General features: G+C 71.9%; 8 protein-coding genes and 1 pseudogene. 4 read left to right on the top strand and 5 right to left on the bottom strand.

Annotated features, from left to right (window positions below; translation table 11 throughout):
• The 5 genes and pseudogenes from pchH to pchR all read right to left on the bottom strand — a co-directional run.
• Positions 1 to 885, bottom strand: a pseudogene (gene pchH / locus HMPREF2581_RS09310) (ABC transporter ATP-binding protein PchH); the annotation flags it as partial.
• The gene (gene pchG / locus HMPREF2581_RS09315) at positions 882 to 1,931 is read right to left on the bottom strand and encodes a pyochelin biosynthesis thiazoline reductase PchG (RefSeq protein ID WP_003137472.1); all 1,050 of its coding nucleotides are present in this window, start codon (positions 1,929 to 1,931) and stop codon (positions 882 to 884) included. The pseudogene pchH and the gene pchG, both read right to left, overlap by 4 nt.
• The gene (pchF, locus tag HMPREF2581_RS09320) at positions 1,928 to 7,357 is read right to left on the bottom strand and encodes a pyochelin non-ribosomal peptide synthetase PchF (protein ID WP_003137470.1); all 5,430 of its coding nucleotides are present in this window, start codon (positions 7,355 to 7,357) and stop codon (positions 1,928 to 1,930) included. The genes pchG and pchF overlap by 4 nt, the downstream gene beginning before the upstream one ends.
• Positions 7,354 to 11,670 carry a pyochelin non-ribosomal peptide synthetase PchE gene (gene pchE, locus HMPREF2581_RS09325; protein ID WP_003137469.1) on the bottom strand — a complete coding sequence of 1,439 codons (4,317 nt, stop codon included), beginning with the start codon at positions 11,668 to 11,670 and terminating at the stop codon, positions 7,354 to 7,356. Before pchE ends, pchF begins: the two co-directional genes overlap by 4 nt.
• A 193-nt stretch (positions 11,671 to 11,863) precedes the next feature.
• The gene (gene pchR, locus HMPREF2581_RS09330; RefSeq protein ID WP_003106955.1) at positions 11,864 to 12,754 is read right to left on the bottom strand and encodes a pyochelin biosynthesis transcriptional regulator PchR; all 891 of its coding nucleotides are present in this window, start codon (positions 12,752 to 12,754) and stop codon (positions 11,864 to 11,866) included.
• Between the two features lie 229 nt (positions 12,755 to 12,983).
• Between pchR and pchD the strand changes: the two genes are divergently transcribed.
• The 4 genes from pchD to pchA are packed head-to-tail and all read left to right on the top strand — an operon-like array spanning position 12,984 to position 17,111.
• Complete coding sequence (pchD, locus tag HMPREF2581_RS09335; protein ID WP_003137468.1) at positions 12,984 to 14,627, top strand: pyochelin biosynthesis salicyl-AMP ligase PchD; 1,644 nt, start codon at positions 12,984 to 12,986, stop codon at positions 14,625 to 14,627.
• The gene (gene pchC / locus HMPREF2581_RS09340; protein ID WP_003137465.1) at positions 14,624 to 15,379 is read left to right on the top strand and encodes a pyochelin biosynthesis editing thioesterase PchC; all 756 of its coding nucleotides are present in this window, start codon (positions 14,624 to 14,626) and stop codon (positions 15,377 to 15,379) included. The genes pchD and pchC overlap by 4 nt, the downstream gene beginning before the upstream one ends.
• Entirely contained in the window at positions 15,379 to 15,684 is a 306-nt protein-coding gene (gene pchB / locus HMPREF2581_RS09345; protein WP_003137464.1) for an isochorismate lyase PchB, read from the top strand. The genes pchC and pchB overlap by 1 nt, the downstream gene beginning before the upstream one ends.
• Positions 15,681 to 17,111, top strand: a complete 1,431-nt coding sequence (pchA, locus tag HMPREF2581_RS09350; protein WP_003129314.1) for an isochorismate synthase PchA — start codon at positions 15,681 to 15,683, stop codon at positions 17,109 to 17,111. Before pchB ends, pchA begins: the two co-directional genes overlap by 4 nt.
• The last annotated feature ends 57 nt before the right edge of the window (positions 17,112 to 17,168 follow it).

Below are 17,168 nucleotides of genomic sequence, written 5' to 3' on the forward strand. Positions count from 1 at the left end.
GTCGCCGCCGTGGCCGAGCGCCTGCACCGGGGCGGCCAGGGCCCGCAGCAGGAGCAGGAAGGCGCAGGCCTGGCCGAGCGCCAGCGGCACGCCGAGGGCATCCAGAGCCAGCGTGCCGAGCAGGACCCAGGCCAGCAGCCAGGGCGTCGACAACTGCACGTAGACCAGCGCGGCGAGGTGGCCGACCCGCTTCACCCAGGCGCCGAACGCTTCGCCGAAGGCCGCCGCCGACGCCTCGGCGCCCTGTTGTATGCCGGCGCCGGGGTACTGTCGGGCCAGCAGCAGGTTGTGGGCGAATTCGCCATAGTCCGCCGAGAGCCTTTCCAGCGCAGCGTTGCGCCGCAGCACCTGGTCGCGGTAGCACGCCGAGCGCAGCAGCAGGAAGCCGGCGGCGGCCAGCACCAGCGGCAGCAGGCAGAACAGCAGCAGCCAGGGGTGCAGCCAGGCCAGCCAGAGCAACGCGACGAGCGGCACCACCAACAGGTTGCTGAGATCGTTGGGAGCGTGCGCGATCAGTTGGTGCAGGGCCCGCACGTCCTGCTCCACGAGGCGCGCCACGCCGTCCGGACCCTGGCGACCGAACCAGTCCAGCGGTAGCCGTTGCAGGTGCGCCAGCAGGCGCAGGCGCAGGTCGTTGCAGAGGTCCGCGTCGACCCGGTGGGCCAGGTGCGCGGCCAGCGCCTGGCAGCCCAACCAAGCCAGCACCGCCAGCAGCACCAGGGCCAGCAGGGCCGGCTGCGCCTGGCCGCGCGCCAGCGGCTCGGCGAGCCAGGCGAGAAGCATCCAGGGCAACAGCGAGCAGAGCCCGGCCAGGGCCTGCAACCCCATGGCCGCCGCCAGCCGCCAGCGATAGGTGCGCAGCAGGCGCCACAGCACCGGGGTCACGAGGCGTGCTCCAGCACCTGTTCCAGGCTCGCCGGCGCCAGCGACGCCGGCGGCGCCTCGGGGAAGCCAAGGCGCTCGCCGATCCGCTGCCACAGGGCGGCGACCTCCAGGCTGCGCTGGTTGCGCCGGCGCACCTCGTCGCCGTCGGCGAGCAGCGCCAGCGCCTCGGCCGCCGCCGCCGGCCACAGGCGCTGGTGCACCTGGGCCCAGCTGCACGGTTCGGCATACCAGAGCTGGGCGCTGGGCAGCGGTTCGCCGGCTATCTCGTCGAACAGCGCGAACAGGCCGTCGTCATCCTCTGCCGGTACCGCCACCGCAGGCGTCCACAACAACGGGCCATGGGGGCTGAGCAGGCTCAGCGTGCCGCGATCGGTGGTCAGGCTGACGCGCTGCAACAAGGTCATGCGCCCATCGTCGGCGGCCGCCAGTTCGTTGAGCACGTGCAGGCTCAACGGCACTTCCGCCAACACCAGGGACAGCCCGCGCATCGCCGACAGGTCGTTCGAGGGCGACTCCAGCGACCAGGGGCCGACGCCCTCCAGCAACGCGGCGAGGATGTCCAGGGTGGCGAAACCGACCTGCACCCCGCAGGCCGCGTCCAGGTGGCGGATGCCGCGCCGGCGATGCAACTGGCGGCCCAGCTCGATGAAACGCGCCACCGCCGGCAACTGCGGATAGAAGGTGTTGAGCAGGCAGCGCCGGCCCAGGCGCTCGGCGCTGCGCAGCAGGTCCTGCCATTCGCGCGGCAGCAACGGATGCTCGATCAGCACGTCGATGCCACGCGCCATCAGCGCCTCGGCCAGGGCCGGGCCCTGCTCGCCGCGTGCCGCGCCGCCGACCGCGACGCAGGCCAGGCGGACATCGTCCGGCAACGCCTCGACCTCGCACCAGGTCTCCACCCCGAGGCGCTCGGCCAACGCCCGCGAACGCCGGCTGCCCTGGCCAAGAATGCCGCGCAGGACGAAGCGCGGATCGGCGGCGACGCCGGCGGCATAGAACTGGCCGAACCGGGAACCGGCGACCACCACGGAACGGACGTCGCTCATTGGCTCGCCTCCTCTGGCATGGGTTTCGACAGGGATTGCGCCAGGGCTTCGCCCAGGCAGTCGAAGTGCCCGCCGGGCACCTCGTGGATGCCGCACGCGCCGAGCGCGGCGGCCCGCCATTGGGTCTCCAGGGCCTCGGCGTAGCGCGGCACCAATGGGTTGCCGGCGTCCGGCACGAACAGCCGCAGCGCGCCGACGTAGGGCTCCAGCGCCTCGGCCTGGCTGGCACGCACCGAGTGACAGAACAGCCGGTAGAGGGTGTCGCGTTCGACGCTGGCGGCGTCGGCACTACCGCTGGCCGCCTGTAGCACGCGGCCGCGCAGGGCGACGAGATCGGCCAGGCCCGGTAGCCCCGCCAGCGCCTCGGCGCCCAGGCGCTCCGGTGTCTGCGCGAGCGCCGCCTGCACCGCCTGGCCGAGACGTTCCGGCGCGGGGAAGCCGAGCGCCGCGGTATCCAGTCCGAGGGTCGCGGCGAAGCTGAACAACAGCAAGCGCTCGTCGTCCACCCGGTAGGGAATCCGGTAGCTGGAGACGATATCCAGCTGGCGCACGCGCACCCCGCGCTGGAGCAGAGACTTGGCGGTCTCCAGGGCGACCAGCCCGCCGGAGCAGTAGCCGAGCAGGTCGACCTCACGCAGCCCGGCGCCATGGAGCGCCTCGGCGTAGCGGCGGCCGAGACAGGCGTTGAGATACTCGGCGGGGATCGCCAGGTAGGCGTCGCTGTCATGCACGGCCAGCCCCAGCAACGGCCGCCCCTCACCCAGGGCGCGAAGCAGCGGGCGGTACGGCAGCAGCGTGCCGAGGCCTTCGTGGACCAGCACCCGCGGCACGCCCTCGCCGGGCACCAGGCGCACCAGCGGGTCGAGCGCCACCGCGCCCTCGGCGAGCGGTGCGCGCGACATGCCAGTCTGCGCCGGGGCGACGCCGCGCGCCGCGGCCAGGGCCGGCCCACGACCCTCTTCCGGCGCGCTGCGCAAGCGTTCGGCCAGGCCGCGCGGCGTCGGCTGGCTGAGCGCCCAGCGCAGCAGGCGATCGAACGGATGCCGGCGGGCGCTTTCCAGGCGTTCGCGCAAACGGGCGATCAACTGAGCGATCAACAGCGAGTCGCCGCCAGCCCCGAAGAAGTCTTGCTCGACGCCCAGCGACGGGTTGTCCAACACCTCTCGCCAGAGTGCCAGCAACGCACTCTCCAGCTCGTCGGCCGGTGCCTGCGCGACGCCATGCCGAAGGTCCGCCTGGGGCTGGCGGGCAAAGCCGGTCAGGGCCTTGCGGTCGATCTTGCCGTTGCCGGTGACCGGCAGGCGTTCGAGCACGCGCAACTGCGCCGGGAGCATGTAGCGCGGCACCCGCGCTTCGACGAAGGCCAGCAGCTCGGCCGGCTCCAGGCGGGCGCGGTCGGTCTTGCAGCGAGCCAGCAGGACATCGTAGCCAAGCAGGTCGAGAGCGCTGCCCGGCGGCACCACCCCGCAAGCCAGGTCGCCACCCTGTGCCGCCAGCCACTCCAGCCATTGCCCGGTGTGGACGAACAGTTGGCGGCGCTCGTCGCGGAGGTCGCGCGGGTTTTCCATCATCAGGCTCTGGCTGACGCTGATCTCGTTGTGCTCGCGCGTCAGTTCCTGGATCACCAGCCAGGCGTCGGCGCTCAGCAGCTCGCGCAGGCCGGCCAGCAGCGCCGGGGTGTCCAGCGCGTTGTTCAAGGCCCCGGAGCTGAGCAGGATATCCACCGAGTGCGGCGCCACGCCCTGGTCGAGAAGATCGCCGTTCATGTCGAAGCGGCCGAAGCGTACCCACGGCTGGTCGGCGAAGCGCTCGCGGGCGGCGGCGAGGAAGTAGCTGGAAACGTCGGTGAACAGGTAGTCCACCTCCGTCCCTCGCTGCACCAGCGGCGCCAACCGGGCGATCACCGCGCGGCTGGCGGCGGCGGTGCCGGCGCCAAGCTCCAGCAGGCGCCAGCGCCGTTGCGGCTGGCGCTCGACGATGGCGGCGATGGCCTCGGCCATGGCCTCGTGCAGCGCCTGGGCATGCAGGCCCTGGCTGTACATGGCCTCGGCGATGCGCGCCGAGCCCTGCGGGAACATCAGCGCCGCCGGGCTGATCCGCCCGGCCAGTTGCTCGCCGAGGGATTGCGCGCTGTCACGCAGGTAGGCGACCAGCTCGGCCGGCCAGAGCGCCGCCGGCGCGCAGCCGGCGAACGCCGTCCAGGCGTCCTCCGGACTCTGCGCGGGACGCTCGGCGCAGCCCAGCCAGCCCTCGCCCTCGGCGCGCAGGTAGCCGCCCTCCTCCAGCTGGCGCAACCAGTGGCGCAGCAGGCGCTGGCGCGCCTCGGCGATACCCAGGCGCTGGCACAGGGTGGCGAAGTCCAGCGGCGTCGCACTCGCGAACAGACCGCTGCCGGCCAGCCAGGCGGCCAACGAGGCGAGGCAGGCACGGTCGAGTGCGGCCACCGCCGCGGCGATGCCCTCCTCGCTGCCCCAGTCGCGGCGCAAGGCCTGGGCCGCCCGCTGGCGCACCGTGTCGAGCGCCGTGCGCGGGTCCTCGCCAGCCTCCGCCGGCGCATGCAGGGTGACGAAGCTGGCCAGGCTGCGCTCGTGGGTCTCACCGAGCACCACGGTGGCCGCCAGGTTGACCTGCGGATGGGCGCACAGCGCGGCGTCCAGCTCGGCCAGTTCGATACGGTGGCCGCGAATCTTCACCTGGTCGTCCTCGCGGCCGAGGAACTCGATGCTGCCGTCGGCCAGGTAGCGGCCGAGGTCGCCGGTGCGATACAGGCGACGGCCATCGGGGTGACGGACGAAGCGTTCGGCGGTGCGCTGCGGATCGCCGGCGTAGCCGAGCGCCAGGCCCACCCCGCCGATATGGATCTCGCCGCGCACGCCCGGCGGGCAGCGCCGCCCGCGGGCATCCAGGACTTCCACGCTCTGCCCGCGCAGGGCACGGCCATAAGGGATGCTGGCCAGCTCGGTGTGCTGCGGACGGATCGGCTGCTCGATCGACCAGATCGCCGCCTCGGTAGCGCCGCCCAGGCTGAACAGCGCGCTGTCCGGCCAGCGCCGCCACCAGCGGGTCGGCAGGCTGACTGGAATCCAGTCGCCGGACCAGAGCACGCAGCGCGGTCCCGGCAGGTGGCGTTGCGGCTCGCTCTCCAGGTAATCGATGAGCATCTGGCCCTGGGCCGGCACCGAGTTCCACAGGGTGATGGCGTGGCGTTCCAGCAGTTCCGCCCAATGCGAAGGATCGCTGCCGCGCGCCGGGTCCGGGAGGACCACCTGGGCCCCCGCCGCGGTGGCGCCGAAGAAGTCGTAGACCGAAAGGTCGAAGCTCAGCTCGGCGAGGCCGAGGACGCGGTCGTTGGCGTCGACGCCGTAGCGCTGGTTGATGTCGAGCAGCGTGTTGCTCACCGCCGCATGGCTGAGCATCACGCCCTTGGGCGTGCCGGTGGAGCCGGAGGTGTAGATCACGTAGGCGAGGTCGTCCGCCGCCACCTCCGCCGCGGGCGGTGGCGGCCAGGCGCTGTCGGCGGCCAGCCGGTCGATGGCCACGCAGGCGCAGCCGGCGTCCGGGACATCGCTTTCCAGGCAGACCAGCGCGACCACTTCGGCGCTGGCGAGGATCGCCTGGCGCCGCAGCGGCGGCTGGCGGATGTCCACCGGCACATAGGCTGCGCCGGCCTGGAGGATGCCGATCACCGCGACCAATTGCGCGGCGCTTTTCGGCAGCATCACCGCGACCCGCCGGCCACGGCCCGCGCCGTGCGCTTCCAGGACGCGGCGCAGGGCGCTGGCGTGCTGGGCGACCTGGCGGTAGCTGTAGCTGCCGGCGGCATCGTGGATCACCGTGGCGTCGGGGGTCAGCAGGGCACGCTCGGCGAAACCGGCGGCGATGCTCCGGGCACTACCGGGCAACGCCTGCGGCGGCGCCTCGACGGGTTCCGTGGCATCGCCGTCGGTCCAGGCGCGCGGGCTCTGCGCCAGGCGCCGGAGCAGCCCGACGAAGTCGTCGAACATGGCTTCCGCCTGCCCCTCGGGGAACAACCCGAGGCGTACGTCCCAGCCGATCTCCAGGCCGCCGAACTGGTCGGTGACCTGGCAGTCCAGCCAGACCTGCGGGGTCTGGCTGATCATGTAGCGTGGCGCGCGCGGCGCCTCGCCATCGCCGAGCAGGCGCTGCACGCTGCCGATGCCACTGGTGAACACCACCGGCATCAGGTCGGCGCCGCGACCGCGCCGGCGCGCCAGTTCGCGCAGCAGGTCGACGCCGCTGAAGGTCGGATGGTCGAGGTCGTCGAACATCTGCTCGCCGATGCGGCGGGCGCGCTCGACGAAACTGTCGCCGTGGCGGCTGTCCACCGCCAGCAGGCTTAGAGCGGTGAAGTCACCGAGCACCTGCGCCAGCTGCGGATGCAGCGGCGGCCGGTTGAGTACCGTCAGGTTGAGACAGAACGCCGGTGCCTGGCTCCAGCGACCGATGGTCTCGGCGAAGGCCGCCAGGGCCACGCCGGCAGCGCTCAGGCCGTGTTCGCCGGCGCGCGCGCCGAGCGCCTGCCAGGCGGCCTCGTCGAGGCGCGCGTGGAAGTGCCGGAAGCGCGTGGACCGGGTGTCCGGCTGCGCCCGCAGCGGCAGGTCGGGACGCCCCGGCAGCGCGTCGAGGCGCGCCAGCCACCAGTCGCGGTCGCGCTGCCAGGCTGGCGACTGGCGTCGGCGCTGCTCGACGCCGACATAGTCGCGGAAGGTCGCCTCCAGCGGTTCCGCCGTCCATTGCGGATCGAGATAGCGGCGGCGCCATTCGCCAAGCAGCAATTGCAGGCTGGCGTAGTCGACCAGGGTGAAATCCACCGAGCAGTGCAGTACGCAGTCATCCCGGCCGATACTCAGCTCGGGGCGCAGGACCGGCCACTGGTCGAGCGCCGCGCAGGCGTGGTCGAGGCGTTCGCGGACCCGCTCCAGGTGCGCCTGGAAAGCGGCCTCGTCGAGCCCCGCGCAGGCATGCACGGTCAGCCGCTGCCAGGGCACCTCGGGCAGGACGCGCTGCCAGGCGTTGTCCTCGATCACCGCGCGCAGCATCGGGTGGCGCTCGACCATGGCGTTCCAGGCCGCCTCCAGGCGCGCCGGGTCGGTGTCGGCCGGCCAGTCGTACTCGGCGTACAGCTGGCAGGCGTTACCGCCGTAGTCGAAGGCCGCCTGGCGGCCCAGCACGTAGGCGGCCTGCACCGGGGTCAGCGGGAAGCGCTGGTGGGCCAGGTCGGGTTCGGCGCGCCAGCCAGGGCCGCCTTCCAGGTGTTCCAGCAGGGCCTCGCGCTCGGCCCGCAGGCGCTCGGCGAGGCCGGCGTCGAGGGCGCCCTGGGGGGCGCGATAGCGCAGGCGGCCCGCCTCGCTCCAGAGTTCGATGCGCCGGCTGCGGCAGGTTTCCAGCAGTTCGCCGAGGCTCATAGCACGCCCTCCTCCAGTTGGGTTTCCTCGATCTCGACGGTCTGCGCCTGCAAGTGGCGGGCAAGCCCGGCCAGGGTCGGCTGGCGATAGAAGTCGGCCATGCCCAGGCGTACGCCGAAACGCTCACGTATGCCGGCCAGCAGGCGGGTCGCCAGCAGGCTGTCGCCGCCGAGGCTGAAGAAGCTCGCCTCGCGACGACGCACCGGGCGTTTGAGGACCGCTTCCCAGCACTCGGCCAGCGCCTGCTCATGGGCTTCCAGCGGCTCCTCCGCCGAGGGCTCGTCACGACACTCGCCGAGTGCGCGGGTCATGCTCTCGGCCAGGCGGCGACGATCGACCTTGCCATTGCCGTTCAACGGCAGGCTTGGCAGGCACCACAGGCGTTCGGGCCGCATCGCCTGGGGCAGGCGTTGCTCCAGACCGGCCTGGAGCGCGGCGGCGTCGAGACCGAGCCCCGGCGCCAGCGCCTCGACCAGGGCGATCCGCTCGCTGCGCCACAGGCAACGCGGCGCCAATCCCGCAGCGGCGAGATCGGCCAACAGGCTCGGCAGCTCCGCCAGGCGCAGCGGCCGGTCGTCGAGCAAGGCCGCACCGAGCAGCGCCAGTGGCGACTCGCATAGCAGGTCCACCAGCAACAGGCGGCCCTGCGGGCGCAGCAGCGCCGCCGCCAGCGCCAGGCCTTCGCGGCTGGCCGCGTAGGCGTGCAGCGCGGCGAAGCTGATCACCCGGTCGTAGCGACCGAGGTGCTCGGCAGGTAGCAGGCCGTCGTCCAGCGCCTGCACCACGATCCGTTCCGGCAAGCGGGTGGCGGCGGCGTCGAGGAGGACGCGGCTGCGTTCGAAGAGGGTCAGTTCCAACCCCGGGCGCAACAGCGAGGCCATGCCCTGGTCGAGCCAGAGCCCGGCGCGGGTATCCAGCACCGCCACCCGCAGGCGTTCGCCGGCAGCCGGCGTCGGCAGCGCTTCGAGCAGGCGCGCCAGGGCCTCGCGGCCGTCCGGCAGGCGCGCGGCCACCGCCTGCGGCGCCAGCCAGGGATCGAGGAGCAGCGCGGCCGGCGCCTGTTCGCCGGCGAGCAGGCCGCGCAGAGCGTTGCCCATCGCGGTCAGCCCCGCGGCCTGCCAGCCGAGCCGGCGCAACGCCTCGTCGAGCGGCGGCAGCGCGCTGGCGGCGGAGTCCGCCAGCCAGTCCAGCCAGCGCCGGCGCAAACCGTCGTCTAGCTCCAGCGGCGCCTCCAGCAGCGCGCCGAGGATTTCCCGGGTGAGTACCGCCTCGGCCTCTGCCAGGCCGGCGAAGGGCTGTGCGGCCGGCAGTTCCATGGAGCCTTCGGCCCGTGGCGCCAGGCGCGGTACCAGCACCGCGCCGAGGCTCGCCACGCCACCGCCGAGCACCGCCGCGCAGGCGCTCTCCACGCCAGCCTGGGCGCACAGCGCGGCCTCCACCTCGCCCAACTCGATGCGCTGGCCGCGCACTTTCACCTGCTGGTCGACCCGGCCGAGGAATTCCAGGGTGCCGTCGTCCCAGTAGCGACCGCGATCGCCGGTGCGATACCAGCGGCCCTGGGCATCGTGGACGAAGCGCCGGGCGCTGAGTTCGGGATCGTTGCGATAACCGCGGGCCAGGCTGGCGCCGCCGATCCACAGCTCACCGACCACCAGGTCCGGCACGTCGCGCCCGTGGGCGTCGACCACCCGGTAGGCCTGTCCCGGCAATGGCCGGCCGTAGGGAATCGAGCGCCAGTGCGGCGGCACCGTATCGACGCTCTGCAGGTTCGACCAGATGCCCGCTTCGGTAGCGCCACCCAGCACATGCAGGCGGCAGCCTTCGGCACAACGCGGGCGCAGGCGGCCGGGTAGGTCCAGGGCCACCCAGTCGCCGGACAGCAGCACCGCCCGCAGACTGCGATAGTCGGCCTGGCTCGCCGGCAGGCTGAGGGCCATCTCCAGCAAGGCCGGCGCCGAGTTCCACAGGCTCACCGCATGCCGCTGGATAGCCTCCGCCCAGGCAGCGGCATCGCGCGCCTGTTCCTGGGCCGGCAGGACCAGGCTGGCACCGGCGCCGAGGCCGCCGAACAGGTCGAAGACCGATAGATCGAAGTCCAGCGCGGAGACCGCCAGCAAGCGGTCCGCTGCGTCCACCCGCAGCAGGTCGAGCAGCGCGTCGATGGTATTGATCGCCGCCGCGTGGCTGACCTCGACGCCCTTGGGCACCCCGGTGGAGCCCGAGGTGTAGATCACATAGGCGCTCGCCTGCGGCGCCAGCGGCACGGGGGCGGCCAGCGCCGGGCCGCGCAGCAGGCGCTGGACATCCAGGCGCGGCGGCAAGGCCTGCGGATCGTCCTCCTCGGTGATCGCCAGGCATACCCCGGCGGCCTCTTCGATCAGGCGCCGCCGTGCGGGCGGCTGGTCGATGTCCAGCGGCACGTAGCAGGCGCCTGCGGCGAGCACGCCGAATACCGCCGCGACCTGCTGCGGTCCGCGCGGCAGGCTGACCTCGACCGCGTCGCCAGGGCGCACCCCGGCTTCGCGCAGGCCGCCGGCGATGCGCAGCGCACGCTCGGCCAGTTCGCCGCGGGTGACACGTTGGTCGCGATAGAGCAGCGCGTCGGCATCCGGCGCCTCGGCGGCGCGAAGGAAGAAGTCGCGATGCAGGGTGCGCGCCGTGGCGCATGCCGGCTGGCCGTTGAGCAGAGCCCGGCGCGCCTGCTGCGCCCAGGGCAACGGCAGATCGGCAGGCTGCTCCCAGGTGCTGTCGCAGAGACGCTGGAGCAGCCCCACGTAGGCTTCGAACATGGTTTCCGGCAGGCCTTCGGGAAACAGGCCGACGACGCTGTCCCAGGCCAGCAGGATACCGTCGCCCACCCGGTAGAGCTGGTGGTCGAGCCAGACCTGCGGGGTCTGCGAGAGCATGTCGTGGAGATCGCCGAAAGCGTCGCGGAAGGCTGCCGGGACGAAGCCCTCCTCGCCCAGGTTGCTGGCGAACACCACCGGCGCCGAGCGCGGCTGGCCCTGCCGGCGCGCCTCGCGGAGCACCTCCAGGGCGGGGAATGCGGCGTGGTCGATGGCTCCGTGGAGGTTGCGCTGGAAGCTCTTCACCGCCTCGGCGAAGGACACCCCGGCCTGCATCCGGCACTCCAGCAGCAACAGGGTGGTGAAGTCGGCGATCACCTCGCCGATACGCGGGTCGTCGGCATGCCGATCGAACAACGGCACGTTGAGGAGAAATTCCGCGCTTTCGCTCCAGCGCGCCAGGACCAGCGCGAAGGCGCAGCCGAACACGCTGGACAAGGTCACGCCATGCTGCGCGGCAAGACGCTCCAGGCGCCGGCTCTCGCCGGCGGAAAGCTGGAATGCCAGGCGCCGGGTGCGCGGCTGGCGGATGCTTTCCGGCGCGCAGGCCAACGGCAAGGCCGGCGCGTCCGGCAAGCGCGGCAGGCGTTCCAGCCAGTAGTCGCGGGCCCGCGCCGCGGCCTCGGCGCGTTGCGCCGCACGGCGCGCCAGGTAGTCGGCGAAATGCAGCGCCGGCGGCTCCGCCAGGCGCTCCGGCGCCAGGTAGGCGACGCCCAGTTCGGCCAGCAGCAGGCGCAGGCTTTCGACATCGGCGGCAAGCAGGTCGAGACTCAGCCAGAGGCGATCCTCGCCGCCCGGCATGCGCACCAGCCCGAGCAGGAACACCTGGCCGCGCTCCACCGCCAGGCATTCATGGGCGCGCCAGTCGCGCAGCGCCTGCCAGTCGCGCTCGGCCTCGTCCACCTGCAAGGTACGCCAGTCCTGCAGGTCGAAGCAGGACAGCGGCGGCGTCGGAAGGATCTGCTGGCGACCGTCGAAGAAGCGCGCCCGCAACATCGGGTGGCGTTGACGCACGCACTCCGCCGCCGCGGCCAGGCGCTGCGGGTCGACATCCCGCGTGCGGAATTCCAGGAAGGCATGGCAGCTGACGTTGCCCAGCACCTCGCCGGCGCCACGTCCCAGCCAGTAGGCCTGCTGCACGGAAGACAGCTCGAACGGCTGGTCGCGATCCTGCACCGTCGGCAGCGCGACCGTTGCCGGGGCGGACAGCCGGTCCGCGCAGGCCAGCAGGTCGAGCCAGGCCCCCAGGCAGGGGCGCTGCGCCAACTGGGCGAAGTCCAGCGTCGAGCCACGCGCGCGCAGGCGTTCCTGCAGGTACATCAGGCGGATCGAGTCGAGGCCGCAGCCCAGCAGGTCGTCGTCGTCCGCCAGGGCGCGCACGTCGGCAAGCGGTTCGCCGAGCAGGTCGGCGAGCTGCTCGGTCAGCCAGTCGCGCAGGGCGGTACGGGAATCGGGGGGCAGATCCATGGGGGCTCCCTAGGGCAAGCATCTGAGGTCGGCTGCCAGTTCCTGGCAACGATTATCAAATGCGACCTTATCTCACTTGCCTGGGAGGCCTGGCCGGCAATGCTTTAGACAGCCGGACTGTTTCGTTAGATGCAGCGTCATCCCGCAGCGGCGACGCCCCTCCCGTGGCCGGGTCGGGGGTCGTCGCGGAGACTCAGCGGATCTCGCTGGGGGAGATGCCGTAGCGCTTGCGGAAAGCGATGGAGAAATGCGCCGGGCTGTAGCCCACCCGGTAGGCCACCGTGGAGACGTTCGCCTCTTCGTCGCAGAGCATCCGGTGCGCCTCGCGCAGGCGGTACTCCTGCAGGTAGCCGAATACGCTGGCGCCGAACACCTTGCGGAAGCCGGCGGTCAGCTTGCGCGGGTTCATGCCCACGCGGCTGGCCAGCGTGTCCAGCGACGGTGGTTCCTGCAAGGCGCCGACCAGCAGGTCGCGGGCGGCGTGGATGCGCTCGACCTCCGAGCAGGTGATGCGCGGCTCCTCGACGGGGCGCCCCTCGCCGGAAAGGAACTGGGCGCTGAGCGCGGCCAACTCCAGGGCCTTGCCGCCGAGGTAGAGATCGCGGGTCGGACCGAGCATCTGGCAGGTGGCGATCTGCGAGGCCAACGCCTGCATCGCCCGCGGCGCCGGGCAGCTCATGATCCGCGGATCGCCGCCGGGGCGGCGTATCAGTTGCTCGGGCAGCCAGCCGAGGCGGCTGTCCAGGGCTTCGACGCCGAGCTGGACGATGGTGTAGCGCAACGGCTTGTCGGTGCCGTAGATCTGCGCCGAGGTGAAGTCGCCATCGTTGGCGATGGTGCACAGGCTCGGCCCCTCGATGAGGTGCTCGGGCTGGCCGGGAATCCGGCAGCGCAACTGGCCGCTCTGCACGAGGATCAGGCGCAGGCCGCGCTCCAGCGGTTCCTCGAACCAGTCCTCGCTGGCCGAACAGAAGGTTCCGGTCACCAGCTTCATATTCGGATCGATGTGCGCGACGCCGGGCCGGTTGCCCGGTGCCGGCGCGGCGGCATCGGCCTGTGGCGGAGCAATGATGGTGATGGTCATCAGGTTTTCCTGTAGCCCGGGCGCTGCCGACGCGGCGACGCCTTCCTGGATACGTGGGGACAGGGGGACCTTTTAGCGGAGATGGACAACGCGTCCTGCACTCCGCCCCTGCAGCGAATGAAAAAGCCCCGCAATCGAAAGGCGCGGGCTTGCGCGGTCCCTGCCGCCCGCCAATGATAATAAATCTCATTTCCCAGCAATGGCAATCGACCGCATCCACGGAGATCGCATGACTTCCTCGCCCGCCACCCCATCGGCCGTCGACGACGCCCCCGACTGGCCCGCCGCCTTCGTCCGCCGCTATCTCGACGCCGGCCACTGGCAGGACCAGAACTTCGCCGAAGCCCTGGCCGCCAGCGCCGCGCGCCATCCGCGGCGGATCGCACTCTGCGACGACGACCAGCGGCTCAGCTATGCCGACCTGCTCCAGCGCTGCCGCCGCCTGGCAGCCGGACTGCGCCAGGCCGGCCTCGCACATGGCGACACGGTGGTGCTGCACCTGCCCAACGGCATCGCCTTCGTCGAGACCTGCTTCGCCCTGTTCCAGCTCGGCGTACGCCCGGTGCTCGCCCTCCCCGCCCATCGCCAGCATGAGATCAGCGGTTTCTGCCGGTTCGCCGAGGCCAAGGCCTACATCGGCGCCGAACGGATCGACGGCTTCGACCCACGGCCGATGGCCCGTGAGCTGCTCGCCAGCGGCGCCTGCCGGATGGCGCTGATCCACGGCGAGGCCGAGGCGCCGCTGCAAGCGCTGGCACCGCTGTACCAGGCCGACGCGCTGGAAGACTGCGCCGCCCGCGCCGAGGATATCGCCTGCTTCCAGTTGTCCGGCGGCACCACCGGCACGCCGAAGCTGATTCCCCGGCGTCATCGCGAGTATCTCTACAACGTCCGCGCCAGCGCCGAGGTCTGCGGCTTCGACGAGCACACGGTGTACCTCACCGGCTTGCCGATGGCGCACAACTTCACCCTCTGCTGCCCCGGAGTGATCGGCACGCTGCTGGCCGGCGGCCGCGTGGTGGTCAGCCAGCGCGCCGATCCCGAGCATTGCTTCGCCCTGATCGCCCGTGAACGGGTCACCCACACCGCCCTGGTACCGCCGCTGGCGATGCTCTGGCTGGATGCCCAGGAAAGCCGCCGCGCCGATCTATCCAGCCTGCGTCTGCTCCAGGTCGGCGGTTCCAGGCTCGGCAGCAGTGCCGCGCAACGCGTCGAACCGGTGCTCGGCTGCCAGTTGCAACAGGTGCTGGGAATGGCCGAGGGGCTGATCTGCTACACCCGCCTGGACGATCCGCCCGAGCGCGTATTGCATACCCAGGGCCGGCCGCTGTCGCCGGACGACGAAGTGCGGGTGGTCGACGCCGAGGGCCGCGAGGTCGGCCCCGGCGAGGTCGGCGAACTGACCGTGCGCGGTCCCTACACCATCCGCGGCTACTACCGCCTGCCCGAACACAACGCCAAGGCCTTCAGCGCGGACGGCTTCTACCGCACCGGCGACCGGGTCAGCCGCGACAAGGACGGCTACCTGGTGGTGGAGGGCCGCGACAAGGACCAGATCAACCGCGGCGGCGAGAAGATCGCTGCGGAAGAGGTGGAGAACCTGCTGATCGCCCATCCGCAGGTGCACGACGCCACCGTCGTGGCGATGCCCGACAGCCTGCTCGGCGAGCGCACCTGTGCCTTCGTCATCCCGCGCCAGCCGGCACCCTCGGCGCTGAAGCTGAAGCAATACCTGCACGCCTGCGGGCTGGCCGCGTTCAAGGTGCCGGACCGCATCGAGCTGGTCCCGGCCTTCCCCCAGACCGGCATCGGCAAGATCAGCAAGAAGGACCTGCGCGAACGCCTGCGCCGCGAGCTGGAGGCCCGCGCATGAGCGCCGCCTGGGTCCGGCCGTTCCGCCTGACGCCGATGCCGCGCCTGCGCCTGGCCTGCTTCCCCCATGCAGGCGGCAGCGCCAGCTTCTTCCGTAGCTGGAGCGAACGCCTGCCGCCAGACATCGACCTGCTTGCCCTGCAGTACCCGGGCCGCGAGGACCGCTTCAACGAGGCGCCGGCTACCTGCCTGGAAGACCTCGCCGACGGCGCCGCCCTCGCCCTGCGCGATTTCGCCGACGCGCCCCTGGCGCTGTTCGGCCACAGTCTCGGCGCGGCGCTGGCCTACGAAACCGCCCTGCGCCTGGAAAACGCCGGCGCGCCGCTGCGCCACCTGTTCGTCTCCGCCCATCCGGCACCGCACCGGCAACGCGGCGGCGCATTGCACCGCGGCGACGAGGCGGCGCTGCTGGAGGACGTCCGCCGCCAGGGTGGCGCCAGCGAGCTACTCGAGGACGCCGACCTGCGCGCGCTGTTCCTGCCGATCCTGCGCGCCGACTACCAGGCGATCGAGACCTACCGACGGGCGCAGCCCATCGCCCTGGCCTGCGCCCTCGACGTCCTCCTCGGCGAGCACGACGAGGAAGTCAGCGCCGCCGAGGCGCAGGCCTGGAGCGACGCCAGCCGGACTCCCGCCAGGCTGCGGCGCTTTCCTGGCGGCCACTTCTACCTGAGCGAGGGGCGCGACGCGGTGATCGAGCACCTGCTGCGCCGCCTCGCACATCCCGACGCCCTTTCCCGAGAGGTTGCATGATGAAAACTCCCGAAGACTGCACCGGCCTGGCGGACATCCGCGAGGCCATCGACCAGATCGACCTGGATATCGTCCAGGCCCTCGGCCGCCGCATGGACTACGTCAAGGCGGCGTCGCGCTTCAAGGCCAACGAGGCGGCGATTCCGGCGCCCGAGCGGGTCGCCGCGATGCTCCCCGAGCGCGCCCGCTGGGCCGAGGAAAACGGACTCGACGCGCCCTTCGTCGAGGGACTGTTCGCGCAGATCATCCACTGGTACATCGCCGAGCAGATCAAGTACTGGCGCCAGACACGGGGTGCCGCATGAGCCGGCTGGCGCCCCTGAGCCAGTGCCTGCACGCCTTGCGCGGCACCTTCGAGCGCGCCATCGGCCAGGCGCAGGCGCTCGATCGTCCGGTGCTGGTGGCGGCGTCGTTCGAGATCGACCCATTGGACCCGCTGCAGGTATTCGGTGCCTGGGACGACCGGCAAACGCCCTGCCTGTACTGGGAACAGCCCGAGCTGGCGTTCTTCGCCTGGGGCTGCGCCCTGGAGCTGCAAGGCCACGGCGAACAGCGCTTCGCCCGGATCGAGGAAAACTGGCAATTGCTCTGCGCCGACGCCGTGGTCGAGGGCCCGCTGGCGCCGCGCCTGTGCGGCGGATTCCGCTTCGATCCGCGCGGCCCGCGCGAGGAACACTGGCAAGCCTTCGCCGATGCCAGCCTGATGCTCGCCGGCATCACCGTGCTGCGCGAGGGCGAACGCTACCGGGTACTCTGCCAACACCTGGCCAAGCCCGGCGAAGATGCCCTGGCCCTGGCCGCCTACCACTGCTCGGCGCTACTGCGCCTGAGGCAGCCGGCCAGGCGCCGGCCCTCGGGGCCGACCGCTGGCGCGCAGGGCGACGCTTCGGCGCTGGAGCGCAGGCAATGGGAAGCCAAGGTGAGCGACGCGGTAAGCAGTGTCCGCCAGGGACGCTTCGGCAAGGTCGTGCTGGCCCGCACCCAGGCCCGGCCTCTCGGCGACATCGAGCCGTGGCAGGTCATCGAACACCTGCGCCTACAACATGCCGACGCCCAGCTGTTCGCCTGTCGCCGCGGCAACGCCTGCTTCCTCGGCGCCTCCCCGGAACGCCTGGTCCGCATTCGCGCCGGCGAGGCGCTCACCCATGCCCTGGCCGGGACCATCGCCCGCGGCGGCGATGCCCAGGAAGATGCGCGGCTCGGACAGGCCCTGCTGGACAGCGCCAAGGACAGGCACGAACACCAGTTGGTGGTGGAGGCGATCCGTACGGCCCTGGAACCCTTCAGCGAGGCGCTGGAAATCCCCGATGCGCCTGGCCTGAAACGACTGGCGCGAGTCCAGCACCTGAACACGCCGATCCGCGCCCGCCTCGCCGACGCAGGCGGCATCCTGCGGCTGCTGCAGGCGCTGCATCCGACCCCCGCGGTGGGCGGCTACCCACGCAGCGCGGCGCTGGACTACATCCGCCAGCACGAAGGGATGGATCGTGGCTGGTACGCCGCGCCGCTGGGCTGGCTCGACGGCGAAGGCAACGGCGATTTCCTGGTGGCGCTGCGCTCGGCCCTGCTCACGCCGGGCCGGGGCTACCTGTTCGCCGGCTGCGGTCTGGTAGGCGATTCGGAACCGGCCCACGAGTATCGCGAAACCTGCCTTAAGCTCAGTGCCATGCGGGACGCTCTGTCCGCCATAGGCGGCCTGGACGAAGTGCCCTTGCAGCGCGGCGTCGCCTGAAAACGAAGACCCCCTGCGGCCCGAGGGCGGCAGGGGGTCTTCGAAGGTCTGCCCGTG

The organism is Pseudomonas sp. HMSC057H01, assembly GCF_001836405.1.
Taxonomy (GTDB): Bacteria; Pseudomonadota; Gammaproteobacteria; order Pseudomonadales; family Pseudomonadaceae; genus Pseudomonas; species Pseudomonas aeruginosa.